We start from the raw sequence: 19,256 nt of genomic DNA, 5'->3' as shown, positions 1-19,256 counted from the left end.
CAAGCCCCGAATTCAGCCGGACCGCAAAAGCGGCACCGCCATATCGCGCTTGAAGAGATAAAGCGCGATGCGGGCCGCTTCGCCGCGTTTGGAGGCGAGCCCTCCCTCATTTTCCAGCAGCAACCGCGCATCGTCGTTCGCCATCGGTGCAAGCGCCGCGACCTGTTCGGGCGTGGCAAGCCGGAAGCCGACATCGCCCGATTGCCGCGTGCCGAGCAGTTCGCCCGCGCCGCGCAGCCGCAGATCCTCCTCGGCGATCCGGAAGCCGTCATTGGTCTCGCGCAGCAGGGCCAGGCGGGATCGCGCCGTTTCCGACAGCGCATCGGCGCGCAATAGCAGGCACACCGATTGCTGGTCGCCGCGCCCGACCCGCCCCCTGAGCTGGTGGAGTTGGGCGAGACCGAACCGGTCCGCGCCTTCGACGATCATTAGGGTCGCGTTGGGTACATCGACGCCGACCTCGATCACCGTCGTCGCGACCAGCACCGCGATTTCGCCGCGCTGGAGCCTCTCCATCACCGCGTCCTTTTCCGGCCCCTTCATTCGGCCATGGACGAGGCCGACGCGATCCGCGCCGAACCGCGCTTGCAAGGTTTTGGCACGGTCCTCCGCGGCCGCCTGGTCCATCACCTCGCTTTCCTCGACCAGCGGGCAAACCCAATAGGCCTGGCCGTTGCGCGCAAGATGCCGTCCCAGTCCTTCGACGACCTCCTCGAGCCGCGACGCCGATAGCACGCGGGTCTCGATAGGCTGGCGGCCGGGCGGCATCTCGTCGAGCTGCGAAACGTCCATCTCACCATAATGGGTCAGGGTCAGCGTGCGCGGGATCGGTGTCGCCGTCATGACCAGCAGATGCGGTGGCCGCTCGGCCTTTTGCGCCAGCGCCATGCGCTGGGCGACTCCGAACCGGTGCTGCTCGTCGACGACGGCGAGCGCGAGGTTCTTGTAGGCCACGGCCTCCTGGAAAATGGCGTGGGTGCCGATCAGTATATCGATCGACCCGTCGGCAAGGCCCATCAAGGTGGATTCCCTAATTTTGCCCTTGTCGCGCCCGGTGAGGATCGCAACCGTGACGGGCAGTCCGGAAAGCATCTGCGAGACGGTGTCATAATGCTGGCGCGCGAGTATCTCGGTCGGCGCGAGGAACGCCCCCTGCATCCCCGCTTCCACGGCCATCAGCAGCGCCTCTACCGCCACCAGCGTCTTGCCCGAACCGACATCGCCCTGCAGTAGACGCAGCATCGGCACATCCTGCCTAACGTCTCCTTCGATCTCGCCGATCGTGCGCTTTTGCGCGCCGGTCGGCTCATAGGGCAGTTTGAGCATGTCGCGCAGCCGTCCATCGGCCTTGAGCGCCCTGCCCTTGCGGCTGCGCGAAGATTCGCGGACCAGCGATAGGGCGAGCTGGTTGGCGAAAATCTCGTCATAGGCGAGCCGCGTCCGTGCCTTGTCGTCCGCCGGGTTCGCATGAATTCGTCCGATGGCATCGCGCCAGTCTGGCCAGTCCTCGCGCGCCTTCAGTCCCGGCTCCACCCATTCCGGCAGTTGCGGTGCGCGTTCGAGCGCCTGTTCGGCCAGCTGGTTCAGCCGCTTGTTGGTGAGGCCTTCCGACAGCGGATAGACGGGCTCGCGCTCGGGAATTTCACCGATTTCTTCGGGCGGCACGACGATGTCCGGATGCACGATCTGGAGCTCCTGTCCGTACAGCTCCATCCGCCCGGATATCGCGCGCGCTTCGCCGAGCGGCAGCAGCTTTTTCGCCCAGCCCGGATTGTTGAAATAGACGAGACTCAGCACATTGCCCTCCCCGTCCTGCGCCTGCACCTTCATGGGACTGCGCGGCCCCGCTTGGCGATAGTCGATCGGCGTGACCACCGCCGTCACCACGCCCCCCGCATCGGCCATGTCGAGCCTCTCGACGCGCTTGCGGTCGATCCACCCGCTCGGAAGGTGGAAGAGCAGATCGACGATCATTTCGAGCCTTAGCCGCCCCAACGGCTTGGCTAGGCCCTTCCCCACCCCCTTCAGGGCTTCGACCTCGGCAAAGAGCGGATTGAGTATCTCGGGGCGCATCTCTAGATACCCCTATACCGTAGCCGACAGGCCTTGCCAGAGCCTGCCGGCCTTTTGCCATTGGAGAAACCGTGACTTTGCCCGACCGCCTCAAACGCATGAAGTTTCGCGCCTGGCATCGCGGGACCAAGGAGGCGGACCTGTTGATCGGCGGCTTTTTCGACAAATTTTCGGCGGGCTGGAGCGAGGAAGAGGCGGACTGGTTCGAGGCGCTGCTCGATATCGACGATGTGCTGATTATGGCCTGGGCGACGGGCACGGAGGCCCCGCCGGAGCCTATCGACGGACCGATGATGAAGCGGATGCAGCAGCTCGATTATGTGCCCATAGCCCGATGAAACGCGAATAGTGATTTTGACGACATGACCGATATCCAGCGCATTCTCGATGCCGGCGCGCCGCTGACCCTTGCCGGCACGCCGCCGGGCTTCCTTCCCGCGCTGATGGTGGACCTTGCGCGCGCCGCCGCGTTCAAGGATCGCGCCGCCGTCTATGTCGCACCCGACGACACAACGATGATGGGCGTTGCCGAGGCCGCACGCTATTTTGCGCCGGAGATTGAACTGGTCGCTTTCCCCGCCTGGGATTGCCTGCCCTATGACCGGGCGAGCCCCAGTCTGCGGATCTCGGCCGAACGGCTTTCCGCGCTCCATGTCCTGCAGGCGAAGGCGGAAAAGCCGCGCCTGATCGTCACCACAATCAACGCCATCAGCCAGCGCACGCTGACGCCCTTCCGCATCCGCCAGCTGGTCGCGAAACTCGCGCCGGGCGAACGAATCGAAATCGAGGCGCTGACCCGCCTGTTACAGGGCAATGGCTATATCCGGGTGGAGACCGTCGCCGATGCCGGGGAGTTCGCCGTGCGCGGCGGCATCGTCGATCTCTGGGCTTCGGGCGAAACGGAAGGCCTACGCCTCGATTTCTTCGGCGACGAGATCGACACCATCCGCCGCTTCGATCCCGCCGACCAGCGCACCACCGGCCGCGCCGAACAGTTTACGCTGTTGCCGGCGTCCGAAGCGTTGCTCGACGAAGACAGCATCGCCCGTTTCCGGGGCGGCTATCGCGAACGGTTCGGCGCGACCGCAACCGGCGATCCGCTCTACCAGGCGATCAGCGAAGGGCGCCGGCTCGCGGGCATGGAGCATTGGCTGCCGCTGTTCGAGGAAAAGCTCGCCAGCCTGTTCGATCATATTGGCGCGGACGCCGTCATCGTCCGCGATGCCGGCGTGCCCGGTGCGGCCGAGGCGCGGTTCGAGGCGATTGCCGACTATTACAAAAACCGCCAAGCGACGCTCTCCGTCGATCCGGGTGCCTATCGCCCGCTCGCCCCCGATACGCTCTATTTCGACGCCGAAGACTGGAAGGCGCGGATCGCCGAAACCCCGATCCACCTGTCGAGCCCATTCCATGAGCCCCCGAGCGAAACCGTCATCGATTTCGACGTCGCCGCAGCGCGCGATTTCGCGCCGGAGCGTCAGGCGAACGCCAATATCTACGACGCCGTGGTCACCCATGTGAAGGCGTTGCGCGAAGCCGGAAAGAAGGTCGTCCTGGCGAGCTACAGCCATGGCGCACGCGAACGGCTTTCGGGCCTGCTCGATGAGCACGGGCTCACGGACGCCGTCCCGGCGGACAATTGGCAGGCCGCACAAGGTGCGGGCACGGCGCTCGCCGTCCTGCCGCTCGATCACGGCTTCACCGCGCCCGATGTCGCTTTGCTCACCGAACAGGACATGCTCGGCGACCGGCTGCGCCGCCGCAGCCGCCGCAAGAAGGATGCCGACGCTTTCCTGAACGAACTGGCGACCTTGACCCCGGGCGATCTCGTCGTCCATGCCGAACATGGCATCGGCCGTTATGAAGGGCTGACCTCGATCCCGGTCGGCAACGCGCCGCACGATTGCGTCGCTCTCGAATATGCGGGCGGCGACAAGCTCTACGTTCCGGTCGAAAATCTCGACATACTCTCGCGCTATGGCAGCGAAAACGAAGGCGTAACGCTCGACAAGCTTGGCGGCGAAGGCTGGCAGCGGCGCAAGGCGCGGATGAAGGAGCGGATCCGCGCCATTGCCGGCGAACTGATCGCCACGGCGGCTAAACGCGCCTTGCGATCTGCGGACGTTGCCGAGCCCGATTCCAGCTTCGCCGCCTTCGTCGACCGCTTTCCCTACGCCGAAACCGAGGACCAGGAACGCGCGATCGAGCAGGTGATCGACGATCTGGGCAAGGGCACGCCGATGGACCGGCTGGTCTGCGGCGATGTCGGCTTCGGCAAGACCGAGGTCGCGTTGCGGGCCGCCTATGTCGCCGCGATGGCCGGCCTGCAGGTCGCACTCGTCTGCCCGACGACCTTGCTGACCCGCCAGCATTACAAGAATTTCGTCGAGCGATTCGCGGGCCTGCCGATCAATATCGGCCGCCTTTCGCGCCTCGTGCCCGCCGCGGAAGCGAAAAAGACGCGCGAAGGCCTTGCCGACGGCTCGATCGATATCGTCGTCGGCACCCATGCCCTGCTCGCCAAATCGGTGGAATTCAAACGGCTCGGCCTCGTCGTCGTCGACGAGGAGCAGCATTTCGGCGTCACCCACAAGGAACGGCTAAAGGCGTTGAAGGCCGACGTCCATGTCCTGACGCTCACCGCCACCCCGATCCCGCGCACCCTGCAGATGGCGATGTCCGGCTTGCGCGAACTTTCTGTGATCCAGACGCCGCCGATCGACCGGCTGGCGGTGCGCACCTATGTCATGCCCTGGGACCCGGTGGTGCTGCGCGAGGCGTTGCTGCGCGAACATTATCGCGGCGGGCAAAGCTTTTTCGTCGCCCCGCGGATCGCCGACCTGCCGGAGCTCGAGGAATTCCTGCGCAAGGAGATTCCCGAAATCACCTTCGTCACCGCGCACGGCCAGATGACTCCCACCGTCGTCGAGGAGCGAATGAGCGCCTTTTACGACAAGAAGTACGACGTCCTGCTTTCCACCACGATCATCGAGAGCGGGCTCGACATACCCACGGCCAACACGCTGATCGTCCACCGCGCGGACATGTTCGGCCTTGCCCAGCTTTACCAGTTGCGCGGCCGGGTCGGGCGCTCGAAAACGCGCGCTTATGCCTATCTCACAACGCCGCGCGACCGGATCGTCACCGAAACCGCCGAAAAGCGGCTCACGGTCCTTCAGAATCTCGAAAACCTCGGTGCCGGCTTTCAGCTCGCCAGCCACGATCTCGATATTCGCGGCGCGGGCAACCTGCTTGGCGACGAACAATCGGGACATATCCGCGAAGTGGGCTTCGAACTCTACCAGTCCATGCTCGAAGACGCGATCGTCGCGGCCAAGGCCGGCGATGTCGGGCTCGAAGCCGATACGCGCGATTTCTCGCCGACGATTACGGTCGACGCGCCGATCCTGATCCCGGAGAAATATGTTCCCGATCTCGATCTGCGCATGGGCCTTTATCGCAGGATGAACGCGCTGGAAGACCGGCAGGAAGTGGAGGCGTTCGCCGCGGAACTGATCGACCGGTTCGGCGAAATCCCGGCGCCTACGGACAATCTGCTGAAGCTGATCGAGACCAAGCTCAACGCCAAAAAGGCCCATGTCGCGAAGATCGATGTCGGCCCGCGCGGCGCGCTCGTCAGCTTCTTCAACGACAGTTTCCCGAATCCGGAAGGCCTGATCGCTTATGTCGGGAAACTCGAAGGCATTGCCCGGCTGCGGCCCGACCATCGGCTCGTCATCAGCCGCAACTGGGGCGACCCGCAGGCGCGGCTCAACGGCGCACTCCAGCTTTCCAAGGGGCTCGCCAAGGCCGCAGGCTGATATGGCACGTTTCGCGTTCGCCGCCCGTTCGTGTAGAATTCAGGCCAAAAGGAGAGCATGCCATGAGGCTGGCCTGGATCGGCCTTCCTTGCGCCGTCTTGGCGACGGTGGCGTCGGCGTCGGCAACCGTTCCGCCCGTTCCCGCCGAGCCGCAATCCGAGACCATCGATTACGACCATGCGGCGGACCGGCGGATGACGGTGCCCGTGATCATCGGCGGCCGGGGGCCATTTCCCTTCATCGTCGATACTGGTTCCGAACGGACGGTGATCGCGCGCGAGCTTGCCGAGACGCTCGGGCTCGATCCGAGCCATGATATCATGCTGACCTCGATCATTGACGTGCGGCGGGTTCCGACCGTGATCATTCCGCGCCTCGATCTCGGTCGCCGGACGGTGGACGTGATCCAAGCCCCGGCGCTCGCCCGCGCGGATCTCGGCGCCGAAGGGGTGCTCGGGATCGACGCGCTGGAGGATCAACAGATCATCCTCGATTTTGCGCGCCGGCAAATAACCCTCAGCCGCGCCGAGCCCGAGCAAGAGAATTGGCCACGCAACACGACCATCGTCGTGCGCGCGCGCAACCGTTTTGGCCGGTTGGTGCTGGCCGACGCCGAGCTGGATGGGACGCGCGTCTATGCCATCGTCGATACCGGTTCCTCGATATCGATTGGCAATGACGCGCTGCGCCGACGCCTTATACGGCGCCGCCGAATGGATCCCGACCAGAGCTTTGAGCTGACAGCAGTCACCGGGGCGACGATGCAGATCAACTACACGATTGCGGAACGGCTGGAGATTGGCGGCATCGTCTTCAATGCGCTACCCGTGGCCTTTGCGGAGACCGAGCTGTTCCGCCAGCTCGATCTCGTGAACAGACCGGCGATGCTGCTGGGGATGGATGTCCTGCGCCTGTTCGACCGTGTTTCGATCGATTTCGCCAACCGGCGGATAAGGATGCAGATGCCCAATGCGGACATGTCGCGCCGGCAGGATCGCGCTTTACCCGCAAACCGGCTTGCGGAAACGCCCGCGCCGGATCGCGATATCCCCTAAGCGTCCACCAAACCGGCCAGATCTTCGAAGGCAACCGGCGGCGAGCAGAGAAAACCCTGATATAGCTCGCATCCCTGTTCGGCGAGACGCGCCAGCTGCTCCTCCGTCTCGACGCCTTCGGCAATGACCGAAAGGCCGAGCGAACGCGCCATATCGATCACGCCGCTGACAACGACCCGGTCGCGCTTGCTGCCGGCAATATCCTGGCTCAGCCGGCGATCGAGTTTGAGATAGTCGAGCGGAAGGAATTTGAGATAGGCGAGGCTCGAATAGCCGGTGCCGAAATCGTCGATGGCGACGCGGAAGCCTTGGGCGCGCAGGTCCGCCAGGCGTTCGGCCGCACTGCCGAGATCGGCGATCAATCCGCTTTCCGTTACCTCCAGCGTCAGCCGGGCGCCGTCGAACCCCGTCTCGCCGACCATCGCCACGAAGCGCTCGACGAAATCGGAAGCGGCCATGTCGGCGGCGGTCACGTTGACCGACAACCGAAGCCCGGTAAGCGCGCCGCCCCACGATGTCGCCATGGTGAGCGCCTTGCGCTGCACATGGGCCGAAAGCTCGGTCAGATAGTCGGAGCGCTCCGCCGCGGCGAACAGCACCTCCGCGCCCAACTCGCCGAATAGAGGGTGCCGCCAGCGCGCCAGCGCCTCGACGCCGACGATCGTTCCCGTCGTCACCGAAACCTGAGGCTGGAAGACGATATCGATCTCGTCGCGATTAAGCGCGAGGCGAAGATCGATCTCGAGCCGCGAAGCCCGGGTCGCCTCGCCTTCCTCGGCGTCGCCGAAAACGCGGATTGCCTGGCCATCGAGTTCGCGCGCCTCGGCGAGCGCCGCGCTCGCGCGCCGCATTACGGCGGCGGCATCGCCGTCGTCCGCGCCGCCGGTGACAATCCCGCAGCGCATCTTGAGCTGGATAACCTCGCCGTTTGAAACAAAAGGCTGCTCGATCACCGCCGCCAATTGCTGCGCAAAAAACTCCGCCTCGTCGAGCGAGACGCCGGGCGCCAGGCCGATGGCAAACTCGGCCCCGGCAAGCCGCGCCGCCATCTTCTTGCGTTCGCGCATCGCGAAAACGAGCCGTTCGATACGACGCGCCATCCCCTGCAGCGCCGCATCGCCGGCCGCGGTGCCATAGGCCGCGTTGACCATGTCGAACCGATGGAGCGAGACGAGAAGCAATGCCAGTTTCGGTTCAGGCGTATCTTCGGTGCGCAGCTGCTCGTCGATCCAGTGATAGGCTCGATGAACATCGCCGAGCCCGGTTAAGAAGTCCCGGTTGCGGACCGGGCGTGTATCGGCATCTTCGTCCGGCAATTCGACCCAGGCCGTCACCTCGCCATCGGCGCCGGCCGAACTCAGATGATGGATCATCCGTTCGCCCTCCCGCCCGGGAAAATCATGAGCAAAGGCCGTCGGTTCGCCGCTCGCTGCGAGACGCTCCAGCGCGCGTTCCGCTTCGGGCCGCGCCGCATCGCCCAGCAACGCGACGAAATCCTGCCAGCGCGCGGAAAGCGCGTCCTGGCCGATAGACAATTGGCCGGCGAGAGCGGGCGTCAGGACCACCGCTTCCGACAGGCGGTCGAGCTGCCAGCCATAATCGGGCGTGTCAGGTTCGGAGATCGCATCATTCTGGAACCGCCCGCCGAGGCGGACCGTATAGCGATCCGCGAAGCGTAGCGCCTGGCCGAGCTCCTGCTCGCCAAAGGGGCTGGCCAGATAATGAGTTGCGCCGGCTGCCAGTATCTCGTCGACCCGGGTCACGTCCTTTTTGGAGATCAAGGCAAGGAGCGCGGCGGCATTAGCCTCTATCGATTCAGCGAGCGTGCGGATCGCCGTTATCCCGTCCTCGAATGCGCCGCGCGCATCGACGACGGCGATTTTCGCGCCGGAAAAGATGAACCGCCGCTCCGCCTTGTCGATCCGCCGTGCGGCGATCGGAGTCCAGCCGGCGCGCTCCACGGCCGACGCCAGCTCGTCGCGCTGTCGGAAGGACAGCAGGAAAAGCGGGTTGGCGGTCAACGGCGTGAAGTCCGAAATGGCCTCTGCTCCTGAAGGTCGCACCCCGTTCGGGCTCGCGAATTCCGTACCTTATACCCGATCTAAGCCTTCGCAATCTCCCGATCCACACTTGCTCCCGCCCCTGCCCCGTTTTAGGGCGGGCGCATGGATTTAACGGCTTCCCAGGCTGCGCGCCCGCTTACCGACGGTTTTGGCCGGCGGATTAGCTATCTGCGTATGTCCGTGACGGATCGGTGCGACCTGCGATGCCGCTATTGCATGGCCGAAAAGATGCAGTTCCTGCCCCGGCGCAGCATCCTCTCGCTTGAGGAAATCGGCGAGATTGCCGATGCCTTTATCGCGCGCGGCGTGCGCAAGATCCGGCTCACGGGCGGCGAACCCTTGGTGCGGCGGGGAGTTGTCGATCTGGTTCGCATGATCGGCCGCCATCTCGACAGCGGTGCGCTCGACGAACTCACGATGACGACCAATGCGACGCGGCTCGCCGACCATGCCGAAGCGCTCGTCGATGCGGGCATCCGCCGCGTCAATGTCAGCCTCGACAGCCGCAATCCCGAAACTTTCCGCTATGTCACCCGCTGGGGCGAGCTCGATCGGACGCTCGAGGGTATCGCAGCGGCAAAGGCGGCCGGTATCAGCGTCAAGATCAACATGGTCGGTCTGAAGGGGCTCAACGAGGACGAAATTGTACCGATGATGCGGTGGTGCGCCGATCAGGGACACGATCTGACAATGATCGAGACGATGCCGCTCGGCGAGATCGACGAGGACCGGCACGATCGCTATTTGCCGCTCGACGCCGTGCAGCAGCAGCTGGAAGAGCAGTTTCGCTTAACGCCGCTGATCGAACGCACCGGTGGGCCGGCGCGCTATTGGCAGGTCGAGGAACTGGGGCTGAAGCTCGGCCTTATCACACCGCTTACCAACAATTTCTGCGCCGGATGCAACCGCGTCCGCGTCACCGTGTCCGGGAAAATCTATATGTGCCTCGGGCATGACGACCATCTCGACCTCAAAACGGCGCTGCGCGAAGGCGGTCGCGAGGCGCTCGACGCAGTGCTCGACAAGGCGATGATCCTCAAGCCCGAACGCCACGACTTCGCAATCGAGAAGGGCCATGTCTCCTCCCGCGCAACCCGGCACATGAGCGTTACCGGCGGATGACGATCGACGGAAAGTTCGCGCTCGTCGCCTCGCCGACCGATTCCGCGCAGGATGCGGCCACCGTGCTGCGCCGTCGACACGATTTCGCGGAGCTGGACGAGGCGGAAGGCATCATCGCGCTCGGCGGAGACGGTTTCATGCTCCAGACCCTGCACCAGATGCTCACCGACCGGCGCATCGTGCCCGTTTTCGGCATGAATCTCGGCACCGTCGGCTTTCTGATGAACGAGTGGAAGCCCGATACGCTCGACCAGCGGGTGGAAAAGGCGAAAACTTTCACCGTCACCCCGTTGCGCATGGAGGCGGTTACCGTCGACGGCGAAACCATTTCCAGCGCCGCGATCAACGAGGTGTCGCTGCTGAGGGAAACCCGCCAGACGGCCAAGCTCGAAGTGACGGCCGACGGCCGCGTCGTGATCGAGGAACTTGTCTGCGACGGCGTCCTCGTCGCCACACCGGCGGGGTCCACCGCCTATAATCTTTCCGCCCAGGGCCCGATCCTGCCAATGGGGTCCAATATGCTCGCGCTGACCCCGATCAGCCCGTTCCGCCCGCGGCGCTGGCGCGGCGCGATATTGCCCGATACGACGCGCATCGGGTTCCGCGTTCTGGAACCGGTCAAACGGCCCGTCAGCGCGGTGGCCGATCAGCGCGAAGTTCGCGAGGTTTCGACCGTCGAAGTGCATCTCGACACCAGCCTCACGCTTTCGCTGATGTTCGACCCCGATTTCGCCCTGGACGAGCGAATAGCCCGCGAACAATTCATCGTCTGAGATGCTTGCAAAAGCGGCGAAAGCGTTGCTATAGGGCCGCCTCCACCGGGAATAGCCCGGTCGGATATACGGTGTTCCCCGGTAGCTCAGTGGTAGAGCAAGCGGCTGTTAACCGCTCGGTCGTCTGTTCGAATCAGACCCGGGGAGCCACCGTTTCCCTTCCGTTTCGTCACATATCGGCTTGCGGCGACGGCCACAGCGTCGATAAGGGAAGGATGAACAGCGTGGACCTAGCGAGCCCGCCCTCGCGGCCCTTACCGTCGCCGCGCGATGTTTAGCGATTCCGAGTCGCCCTATCCCCGATCGTCGGTAACCGAAGAAGACGTCGAAACATTCGCCGAATTCATACGCCGGAATCCGCAAATCTGGGACCCGGAGCAAGTAAGGCGCCGATACCGCCACTGTGGCCTGCCCTTTATAGACGATCCGTTCGGCGCTGCCCTGGCCACGCGGATCGTGGAGGCGCTGCGCGGGGGAAAACCCTTTTCGGCGATCCGGATCGGCGACGGCGAGGCCAATATCGCCGGTTACAAATATTATCGCAAAACCCCGAGCCTCAATCGTCACGCCCTAGCCGCCAGCATCGGCAACCGGAAGGATTCCTTCTCTCCAACCGAGGCGTGGCTGGACAAACTGAATGCGCTGATGAACGCCGCGATCGCATCGGCGGACGTGGTGGGCGTGCTGGGGATCTGGCGGCCCCGGCGGACCACGGAATTGAACCTCGAAACCGTCGTCGAAGATTTCAGGAAAAACTATCGAGGGGTCACCGGCCATATTCGCGGCGTCGATTTTCTGATCCGCCAGGCCGAGAGCGGCGCGCTGGATTCCAAGCTGTTGGCGCCGGCCCATTTCTATTTCGGCCTGGCACAGCGGCTCGACATGTTGTTTTCAGCCACCGAACACCTGATATGCATCACCAGCCGGGCAGATCTGGTGGCGAAGCTGCAAGCCCGGCACCCGGCGCTCAGGATAACCCATATCCCCGTCGGCACGGTCGGCCGACACGGCCGGGATGACCGTCCCCACCCGGTGTTTCTTGACGACGTGCGCGCCCAATTGCCGGAGCAGGCCCAGGGCTGTCTGCACCTGATAGGCGCGGGTGTATGGGCCGAATTCTATTGCCACTGGATCAAGGAAAATGGCGGTGTCGCCGTCGATCTGGGCAGCGGATATGATTTGCTCTCGGGAAACCTGACGCGGCCGATGCACCGGCGAATGCCGCGCGCATTGCTGGACGACATCTCACTATGATCGGCAGCGGAGCCGTATTCGTCCGCCCAATAGATAGCCGCCGGCCGCGTCTTCCTCAGCCCAGCGGAAGCCGGCTCAGCTTGTACATCGCCAGCTGCCCGTAATTCTTTGCGAGCTGGACCTTACCGACATAGTGCGTGCCGAACCGCTGCTCCTGCTCCAGCGCCAGGATCGCCGCGAAGGCTTCGGTCGCATAGACTTCCCCGGTCGGAGTTACCGGCTCGATCCGCGCGGTGCGCGTCACTTCGGTCCCGAAAAAGGAGGGCTTGCGGATGACCGCATCGAAACCGCGATAGATCGGCCCGTGATGAACGCCGATCCGCATCCCGCAATTGGCCGCACAATCGAGCAGCTGTTCGGGCATTTTCGATAGCCGGGCCTGGAGTTGCAGGACGATCTCCGCGGCATCGGTCGGTGAAGCGATGACCGCATAAAGCGCGTCGCCCCAGCTGTTGCGATACAGCACTTCGTCTTCGAACTCGTCCAACAGCGTGCCGGTACGACCGAGTATCTCGTTCACGAACACCGGCAGCACAGCCTCCGACAGGCGCGAAAAGCCAGCAAAATCGGCGAAGATCATCGAATGGGCGACGCGGGTGACACCTTCGGGCATCTCGATCTTGGGCGGCCAATCCAGATCGCGGTTGATGTCGCCCGGGTCGATGACATGGCTTTCATGACCAAGATTTTGCCAAAAGGCGACGTCGCTGCTGGTACCGGCAGCCTTGGCGGCATCGCCGGGCTTGACGATCGCCAGCTGGATCGCATCGGTGCGCAGATGATTGGCGCGCATCCGGGCGAGCCCCATCGCGACCGCCGATCCATAGCTGAACATATTGGGATCGCCGATGAACTTCATGTCGGTCGCCAGGCTGACGCGCGCCGCTCGGTCGAGACAATGCTGGAAGCGTGGCATCCAGCTTTCACCGCCGGGCAGCACCGACTGTTCCAGGAAATCGTCGATTTCGAACGGGAAGACGAGGTGCAGTTCCAGCCCGCGTTTCAGAATCGCCTCGGCGACCATGATGTCCGATCCGCAAGCGAGCGCGCCATAGGCCGTATCGGGCTTGAGCGCCTTGATCGCCTCGTCGATCTGGACCGAAAGCGCAGCCTCGGCCGCAGAATTCTCGACGAACATATGCCCGGTATAGACCAGCACCGGCGAGGGCCGGAGCATGTCGAGAAGCGGCGCGATGATGGCTTCCTTGTCGGGAACGATCCGCGCGATCAGCATCATCTGGCGGAAGGTCGAGGCTTTCGAGCCGACCCCGGCATCCGACCAGCGGATCGCGTCGGCAATCGATTGCCGTGCCTCTATATCGTTGTCGAGCAGGACATTGGCTTCGGCCGCCGTCGCCGTCGCGTAAAAGCCCTTGGGCTTGGCGACTTCCGGATCCTCGAGAATGTCCTTGGCGAGCGCCGAAGCGTTTTCGGTATCGCCGGCAAGCAGCGCCGTCGTCGCCGCATTGATCCCGGTATAATAGCTCTTCTTGGTCTTGTAGAGTTCGAGATAGGCCGCGCTGGCCTCGGCAAAGAGTACCGCCTGCTCGTCGCCCGACGCGTTTTCAGCGAGATCCTTTTTCAGCCGCCCCCAAAGGGCGAGAATATCGTCGTCGTCAATCTCTCCAAGTCCGGTGCGCTCATAATAGTCGAGCGCCATCTCGGTATCGTCCATGCGCGCGAGCGCTAGCGCCGCCACATAGTCCAGCCTCGGGGCTTCGATGCCCTCTTCGCGGGCCGAGACGGCAATATCATAGGCTTCGAGATTGTCGCCGCGCGCCAGCGCGTCCTCGGCAAGGACGAGCGGATCGCCGGGCGACGTCATTGGCGGGGCCGCCCTATTGCGGCGCCCCGTGGCAATGTTTGAACTTGCGGCCCGAACCGCACGGGCATGGCGAGTTGCGGCTCACCTGACCCTGCCATTCGTCGGGATTGTCCGAGAGCATCTCGTCAAGGCGCGGCATCCCGGACTGGCGCGGCGGCAATTTGGTCGTGACCAACCCCAGGTCGCCGGCATCGATATCGGCGCTGTCATCCTCGCCCGTGAACGGATCGATATGAGTCGTGATGAAGTCCGGCAGGTCCGGCAGCGGCGGCGGCGGCGCTTGCTGGAAGCGGGCAAAGGCCAGCGTCCGTGTCACTTCCTCGCGGATATTGACCAGCATCTGCTGGAACATCGAGAAGGCTTCGCGCTTATATTCGTCGATCGGCTTTTTCTGCGCATAGGAGCGCAGGTTGATGACCGCGCGCAGCGCGTCGAGCGTCGCGAGATGCTCCTTCCATTGAATGTCGAGATTCTGGAGAAGCACGCTCTTCTCGATCGATTTCCAGTCCTCGGGCGGAATATCCTTGGATTTTTGCGCGAGCTGCTCGTCGGCGAGCGCCTGGATGCGCTCTTCGAGGATGACCGGATCGACCTCTTCCTCCTTCAACCAGTCGTCGAGCGGCGGATTGAGGCCGAGTACTTCGTCGACACGGGCTTTCAGGGCCTCGACGTCCCATTGCTCGGGATAGGTACCATGCGGACAATGGTCGGCGACGATGCCGTTCACCGTCTCGGCGCGCATATCTTCGATGACGTCGCTGATCTCGTCGGCATCCATCACGTCGCCGCGCTGCTCGTAGATTACCTTGCGCTGATCGTTCATCACGTCGTCATATTCGACGACCTGCTTGCGGATATCGTAGTTGCGCGCTTCGACCTTCTTCTGAGCGGTCTCGATCGCCTTGGCGACCCAGGGGCTGACAATCGCCTCGCCTTCTTCGAGGTTCGAGCGGACCATCTTCGCGAACATCGTCTGCGGGCCAAATATGCGCAGCAGATCGTCGTCAAGCGACAGGTAGAAACGCGAAAGGCCGGGATCGCCCTGGCGTCCCGAACGGCCGCGTAACTGATTGTCGATCCGTCGGCTTTCATGGCGTTCGGTCGCGAGCACGAACAGCCCGCCCGCGGCCTTCACCTTTTCCTTTTCCTCGGCGACTTCCTTCGTGATCCGCGCAATCGCGGCCTCCCGCTCGGGCCCCTCGGGCATATCCGCCAGTTCATCGCCGATACGGAATTCCACATTGCCGCCAAGCTGAATGTCGGTGCCGCGACCGGCCATGTTGGTCGCAATCGTCACGGCGCCGGTGCGGCCGGCCTGGGCGACGATATGCGCCTCCCTTTCATGCTGCCGGGCGTTGAGGATCGCGTGCTCGACCTTTTCCTTGGTCAGGAAGCTCGAAAGCAGCTCGGATTTTTCGATCGAGACCGTACCGACGAGAACCGGCTGGCCCTTCTCGCTCGCTTCGCGGATCGCCTTGGTGATCGCCGCGAACTTGTCCTGCTCGTCCTTGTAGAACTCGTCGACCTCGTCGATCCGCTGAATCGGCTTGTTGGTCGGGATCACGGTCACGTTCATCTTGTAGATGTCGAAAAATTCGGGCGCTTCGGTAAGCGCGGTACCGGTCATGCCCGAAAGCTTCGGATACATGCGGAAATAATTCTGGAAGGTAATCGAGGCGAGCGTCTGGTTCTCCGGCTTGATCTCGACGCCTTCCTTGGCCTCGACGGCCTGGTGAAGGCCGTCGGACCAGCGGCGCCCTTCCATCATGCGGCCGGTGAATTCATCGATGATGATGACCTCGCCGTCCTTGACCAGATAATCCTTGTCGCGCTTCTGCAGCACATTGGCGCGCAATGCCTGGTTCAAATGATGGACGACAAGCGTGTTTTCATAGTCATATAGATTGGCGCCTTCGAGCAGGCCCGAATCCTCGAGCATCCGCTCGGCCTTCTCGGTGCCGTCTTCTGTCAACGTGACCGAGCGCTGCTTTTCGTCCAGTTCATAATCGTCGTCGACGAGCTGCTTTACGACCGCATCGACGCCCATATACAGCGTGGACTTGTCCTCGGTCGGGCCGGAAATGATCAGCGGCGTGCGCGCTTCGTCGATCAGGATCGAGTCCACCTCATCGACGATCGCGAAGTTGAACGGCCGATGGACCATCTGCGCGCGCGAATATTTCATATTGTCGCGCAGATAATCGAAGCCGAATTCATTATTGGTGCCGTAGGTGATGTCCGCACCATAAGCTGCGCGGCGCTCTTCCTCGGTCAGGTTCGGCACGATCACACCGTAATTCATGCCGAGGAACGTATAAATCTGGCCCATCCAGTCGGCATCGCGGCGGGCGAGATAGTCGTTGACGGTAACGACATGGACGCCCTTTTCCTCGAGCGCGTTGAGATAGACCGGCAGGGTCGCGACGAGAGTCTTGCCCTCGCCGGTCATCATTTCCGCAATCTCGCCGCGATGCAGAACGATACCACCCAGCATCTGCACATCATAGTGCCGCTGGCCGAGAGTTCGCTGAGCCGCTTCGCGCACCGTTGCAAAAGCTTCGGGCAGGATGTCGTCGAGCGTTTCACCGCTCGCGAGCCGTTGCTTCAGTTTCGGGGTCTGGGCCTTGAGCTGCTCGTCGCTCAGGGCGTGAATTTCGTCTTCGAATGCGTTGATCTGCGCAACGATCTTGTCGAGCTTCTTGATATACCGATCGTTGCTCGATCCGAAGACTGCTTTGGCGATACCGCCGAACATGGGCGTTCCTGACGTTAAAGTGCGGGAGAGGCCCCGAAAACGGGCCGAAAACCCCCTGAAAACCTAGGCGCGCGATGTAGGGATGGAGCGAAGGATAGTCAATTGGAGGGCAAGCGGTTAAGGCAGGCCGAAATTCCATCAGGCAGCTGAAAATGTCTCTCGAAAAATCCCCCCTCGCGCCCGCGACATTCCCCACCTTACCCGAAATCACCGGGGCCGTCCCGCATGTCTCGCGCGCCCGCTACAAGGAATGGGACCGCTGCGATCTGACCTTTGTGGCGATGGACGAAGGCACGGCGGTCGCCGGGGTGACGACGCGCTCGCTCTGTCCGTCGCCCGAAGTTGAGTGGTGCCGGGAGGCGCTGAAGGGCGGCACGGCGCGGGCGCTGGTCGTCAATGCGGGAAACGCCAACGCCTTTACGGGTAATCGCGGGCGCGCGGCGGTGGAAGCCATCGCCGAAAAGGCCGCGGCCCATTGCGGCTGCGCGCCGACCGAAGTGTTTATCGCGTCAACCGGCGTAATCGGCGTCCCGCTCCCCATCGACAAGGCCGAAGCGGGGCTTGAAGCGGCGTTCACCGCGCCCGAGGCAAGTTGGGAGGACGCGGCCAACGCCATCGGCACGACCGACACCTTCGCCAAGGGCGCGACCGCCAGCGCAGTCGTGGACGGAAAGACCGTGCAGATCAGCGGGATCGTCAAGGGATCGGGGATGATCGCCCCCGACATGGCGACGATGCTCGGCTTTATCTTCACCGATGCCGCGGCCCAACCCACTTTCCTGCAGGAGATGCTCGTCGCCGCTGTAGCGCGCACCTTCAACTGTATCACCGTCGACAGCGACACTTCGACTTCGGACACCGTACTGGTCTTTGCGACCGGCAAAGCCGGCAACACGCCCCTCGGCTCGTTTGACGATCCCGGCGCCGATGCCTTTGCCGCCGCGCTCGATAATGTCTGCGGCGAACTCGCGCATCTCGTCGTGCGTGACGGCGAAGGGGCCAGCAAGTTCATAGAGATCAGCGTCGGGGGCGCACAAAGCGACGAAAGCGCGCGCAAAATCGCGCTCTCTATCGCCAATTCGCCGCTCGTCAAAACCGCGATCGCCGGCGAGGACGCCAATTGGGGCCGGGTCGTCATGGCGGTCGGCAAGGCCGGCGAGCCCGCCGACCGCGACAGGCTCTCGATCCGCTTCGGCGCGACGCAGGTGGCGAAAGACGGTCTCGCCGTCGAAGGCTATGACGAAGCCCCTGTCGCCGTGCATCTGAAGGGCCAGGAGATCGAGATCGGCGTCGATCTGGGCCTTGGGGACGGCCGCGCCACGGTTTGGACCTGCGACCTCACCCATGGCTATATCTCGATTAATGCCGATTACCGGACCTGAGACCCTCCACCCGCTCTACGCGGCCGTCCTCTCGCTGCTCCAGGACACCGCCCAAGCGGTCGTGATGCCGCGCTTCCAGAGCCTCGCCGCGCATGAGATCGCCGAAAAATCGCCGGGCGAAATTGTCACCGTGGCGGATCGCGAGGCCGAGGAGATGCTAAGTGAAGGACTGCTTGCGATCCTCCCCGAAGCACGCATCGTCGGCGAGGAATCGGCCGAGGAAAATCCGGGCCTGCTCGAAGGGCTCGACAAGGGCATGGTCTGGATCGTTGATCCGATCGACGGCACGTCCAACTTTTCCGAAGGCAAGGCGCCCTTCGCGCTGATGATCGCCCTGCTCGCCGACGGCGAGACCGAGGCCGGTTGGATGTTCGATCCGGTCACCGGCCGTATCTGCCACGCCCATCGCCGCCATGGCGCCTTTGTCGAAGGCGACCGCATCGTTTCACAAGCAACCCGTTCAGAACGACCGAAAACCGCGCTCGGCATGCAATTCATGGACGAAGCGCGCCGAACAGAATTCGCGGGGCGTGCTGAGGGAAAGCTGGATCTCGTCGCGATTCCCCGCTGCGCCGGCGAACAATATCCTCGGCTCGTGCTCGGCCAGCACGATATCGCGCTGTTCGAGCGCATCCTGCCCTGGGATCATGCGCCAGGCGCATTGTTCGTAGAGGAAGCGGGGGGAAAGACGGCGCGGCCGGATGGCAGCGCGTACCGCCCCGCGGAAAGGCGGCCGGGATTGCTCTCGGCCGCCACACCGCAGCTATGGGATCAGGCGGCGGAAATTCTGTTCGATTAGACCGAGAGCGCGCTCTCGATCCACTGTTTGAGCTGCATCTTGGGCGCAGCGCCGATCTTTTCGGCATGCTTTTCGCCGCCCTTGAAGATCAGCATCGTCGGAATGCTACGCACGCCATAACGGGCCGCCGCTTCCGGATTTTCATCGATATTGAGCTTGGCGATGGTCACCTGCCCGTCCATCTCTTCCGACAGCTCTTCGAGCGACGGGCCGATCATCTTGCAGGGTCCACACCACTCCGCCCAGAAATCGACGAGTACGGGGCCGTCGGCATTCAGGACGTCCGCTTCGAAGCTGGTATCGGTAATCGGCTTGGTCGCCATGATCGATTCTC

The 19,256-nt window shown here is 63.4% G+C and carries 13 protein-coding genes and 1 tRNA gene; 9 read left to right on the top strand and 5 right to left on the bottom strand.

Annotated elements, in window-relative coordinates:
• Positions 1 to 12 precede the first annotated feature (12 nt).
• Positions 13 to 2,073, bottom strand: coding sequence for an ATP-dependent DNA helicase RecG (gene recG / locus H6P80_RS08885; protein ID WP_185801051.1), 2,061 nt, complete (start codon positions 2,071 to 2,073; stop codon positions 13 to 15).
• A 98-nt stretch (positions 2,074 to 2,171) separates the two neighbouring features.
• Between recG and H6P80_RS08880 the strand changes: the two genes are divergently transcribed.
• The 3 genes from H6P80_RS08880 (at position 2,172) to H6P80_RS08870 (ending at position 6,949) form a co-directional block, all read left to right on the top strand.
• Positions 2,172 to 2,411: an FAD assembly factor SdhE gene (locus H6P80_RS08880; protein ID WP_185802074.1), complete on the top strand. Its 240-nt coding sequence runs from the start codon at positions 2,172 to 2,174 to the stop codon at positions 2,409 to 2,411.
• 24 nt (positions 2,412 to 2,435) lie between these two features.
• A complete protein-coding gene (mfd, locus tag H6P80_RS08875) occupies positions 2,436 to 5,894 on the top strand; it encodes a transcription-repair coupling factor (protein WP_185801050.1) in 3,459 nt (1,152 codons plus the stop codon).
• 62 nt (positions 5,895 to 5,956) lie between these two features.
• Positions 5,957 to 6,949 carry an aspartyl protease family protein gene (locus tag H6P80_RS08870; protein WP_185801049.1) on the top strand — a complete coding sequence of 331 codons (993 nt, stop codon included), beginning with the start codon at positions 5,957 to 5,959 and terminating at the stop codon, positions 6,947 to 6,949.
• On the opposite strand, the gene H6P80_RS08865 is transcribed toward H6P80_RS08870, so the two are convergent.
• The gene (locus tag H6P80_RS08865; protein ID WP_235973847.1) at positions 6,946 to 8,970 is read right to left on the bottom strand and encodes a putative bifunctional diguanylate cyclase/phosphodiesterase; all 2,025 of its coding nucleotides are present in this window, start codon (positions 8,968 to 8,970) and stop codon (positions 6,946 to 6,948) included. The genes H6P80_RS08870 and H6P80_RS08865 overlap by 4 nt on opposite strands.
• Positions 8,971 to 9,114: 144 nt before the next feature.
• Here H6P80_RS08865 and moaA point away from each other — a divergent pair, with 144 nt between their 5' ends.
• The 4 genes from moaA (at position 9,115) to H6P80_RS08845 (ending at position 12,161) form a co-directional block, all read left to right on the top strand.
• Positions 9,115 to 10,134, top strand: a complete 1,020-nt coding sequence (moaA, locus tag H6P80_RS08860) for a GTP 3',8-cyclase MoaA (RefSeq protein ID WP_185801048.1) — start codon at positions 9,115 to 9,117, stop codon at positions 10,132 to 10,134.
• A complete protein-coding gene (locus H6P80_RS08855; protein ID WP_185801047.1) occupies positions 10,131 to 10,907 on the top strand; it encodes an NAD kinase in 777 nt (258 codons plus the stop codon). Before moaA ends, H6P80_RS08855 begins: the two co-directional genes overlap by 4 nt.
• Positions 10,908 to 10,982: 75 nt before the next feature.
• Positions 10,983 to 11,057, top strand: a tRNA-Asn gene (locus H6P80_RS08850).
• Positions 11,058 to 11,363: 306 nt separating this feature from the next.
• Positions 11,364 to 12,161 (top strand): hypothetical protein, encoded by a 798-nt coding sequence (locus H6P80_RS08845; protein WP_185801046.1) that lies wholly within the window; start codon positions 11,364 to 11,366, stop codon positions 12,159 to 12,161.
• 55 nt (positions 12,162 to 12,216) lie between these two features.
• Here H6P80_RS08845 and H6P80_RS08840 read toward each other — a convergent pair whose 3' ends face one another.
• Positions 12,217 to 13,986: an adenylate/guanylate cyclase domain-containing protein gene (locus tag H6P80_RS08840; protein WP_185801045.1), complete on the bottom strand. Its 1,770-nt coding sequence runs from the start codon at positions 13,984 to 13,986 to the stop codon at positions 12,217 to 12,219.
• Positions 13,987 to 13,999: 13 nt separating this feature from the next.
• A complete protein-coding gene (gene secA, locus H6P80_RS08835) occupies positions 14,000 to 16,741 on the bottom strand; it encodes a preprotein translocase subunit SecA (RefSeq protein WP_185801044.1) in 2,742 nt (913 codons plus the stop codon).
• A gap of 152 nt (positions 16,742 to 16,893) precedes the next feature.
• On the opposite strand from secA, the gene argJ reads away from it, so the two are divergent.
• Together argJ and H6P80_RS08825 are read left to right on the top strand one after the other, a co-directional pair.
• Positions 16,894 to 18,123, top strand: coding sequence for a bifunctional glutamate N-acetyltransferase/amino-acid acetyltransferase ArgJ (argJ, locus tag H6P80_RS08830; RefSeq protein WP_185801043.1), 1,230 nt, complete (start codon positions 16,894 to 16,896; stop codon positions 18,121 to 18,123).
• Entirely contained in the window at positions 18,104 to 18,922 is an 819-nt protein-coding gene (locus H6P80_RS08825; protein ID WP_185801042.1) for an inositol monophosphatase family protein, read from the top strand. Before argJ ends, H6P80_RS08825 begins: the two co-directional genes overlap by 20 nt.
• Here the strand turns inward: H6P80_RS08825 and trxA are convergent.
• Positions 18,919 to 19,245: a thioredoxin TrxA gene (gene trxA / locus H6P80_RS08820; RefSeq protein WP_185801041.1), complete on the bottom strand. Its 327-nt coding sequence runs from the start codon at positions 19,243 to 19,245 to the stop codon at positions 18,919 to 18,921. The two genes, H6P80_RS08825 and trxA, sit on opposite strands and share 4 nt — an antisense overlap.
• Positions 19,246 to 19,256: the final 11 nt, after the last annotated feature.

It is taken from the genome of Parasphingopyxis marina, from assembly GCF_014237875.1.
GTDB lineage: Bacteria > Pseudomonadota > Alphaproteobacteria > Sphingomonadales > Sphingomonadaceae > Parasphingopyxis > Parasphingopyxis marina.
The sequence above is the reverse complement of the archived record's forward strand: the minus strand, read 5'-3'. Positions and strand labels throughout refer to the sequence as shown.

What these genes read in the sequence shown, in the direction of transcription:
- recG (WP_185801051.1), bottom strand. Translation starts at nt 2,073, where the DNA reads ATGCGCCCCGAGATACTCAATCCGCTCTTTGCCGAGGTCGAAGCCCTG.
- H6P80_RS08880 (WP_185802074.1), top strand. Translation starts at nt 2,172, where the DNA reads ATGAAGTTTCGCGCCTGGCATCGCGGGACCAAGGAGGCGGACCTGTTG.
- mfd (WP_185801050.1), top strand. Translation starts at nt 2,436, where the DNA reads ATGACCGATATCCAGCGCATTCTCGATGCCGGCGCGCCGCTGACCCTT.
- H6P80_RS08870 (WP_185801049.1), top strand. Translation starts at nt 5,957, where the DNA reads ATGAGGCTGGCCTGGATCGGCCTTCCTTGCGCCGTCTTGGCGACGGTG.
- moaA (WP_185801048.1), top strand. Translation starts at nt 9,115, where the DNA reads ATGGATTTAACGGCTTCCCAGGCTGCGCGCCCGCTTACCGACGGTTTT.
- H6P80_RS08855 (WP_185801047.1), top strand. Translation starts at nt 10,131, where the DNA reads ATGACGATCGACGGAAAGTTCGCGCTCGTCGCCTCGCCGACCGATTCC.
- H6P80_RS08840 (WP_185801045.1), bottom strand. Translation starts at nt 13,986, where the DNA reads ATGACGTCGCCCGGCGATCCGCTCGTCCTTGCCGAGGACGCGCTGGCG.
- secA (WP_185801044.1), bottom strand. Translation starts at nt 16,741, where the DNA reads ATGTTCGGCGGTATCGCCAAAGCAGTCTTCGGATCGAGCAACGATCGG.
- argJ (WP_185801043.1), top strand. Translation starts at nt 16,894, where the DNA reads ATGTCTCTCGAAAAATCCCCCCTCGCGCCCGCGACATTCCCCACCTTA.
- H6P80_RS08825 (WP_185801042.1), top strand. Translation starts at nt 18,104, where the DNA reads ATGCCGATTACCGGACCTGAGACCCTCCACCCGCTCTACGCGGCCGTC.
- trxA (WP_185801041.1), bottom strand. Translation starts at nt 19,245, where the DNA reads ATGGCGACCAAGCCGATTACCGATACCAGCTTCGAAGCGGACGTCCTG.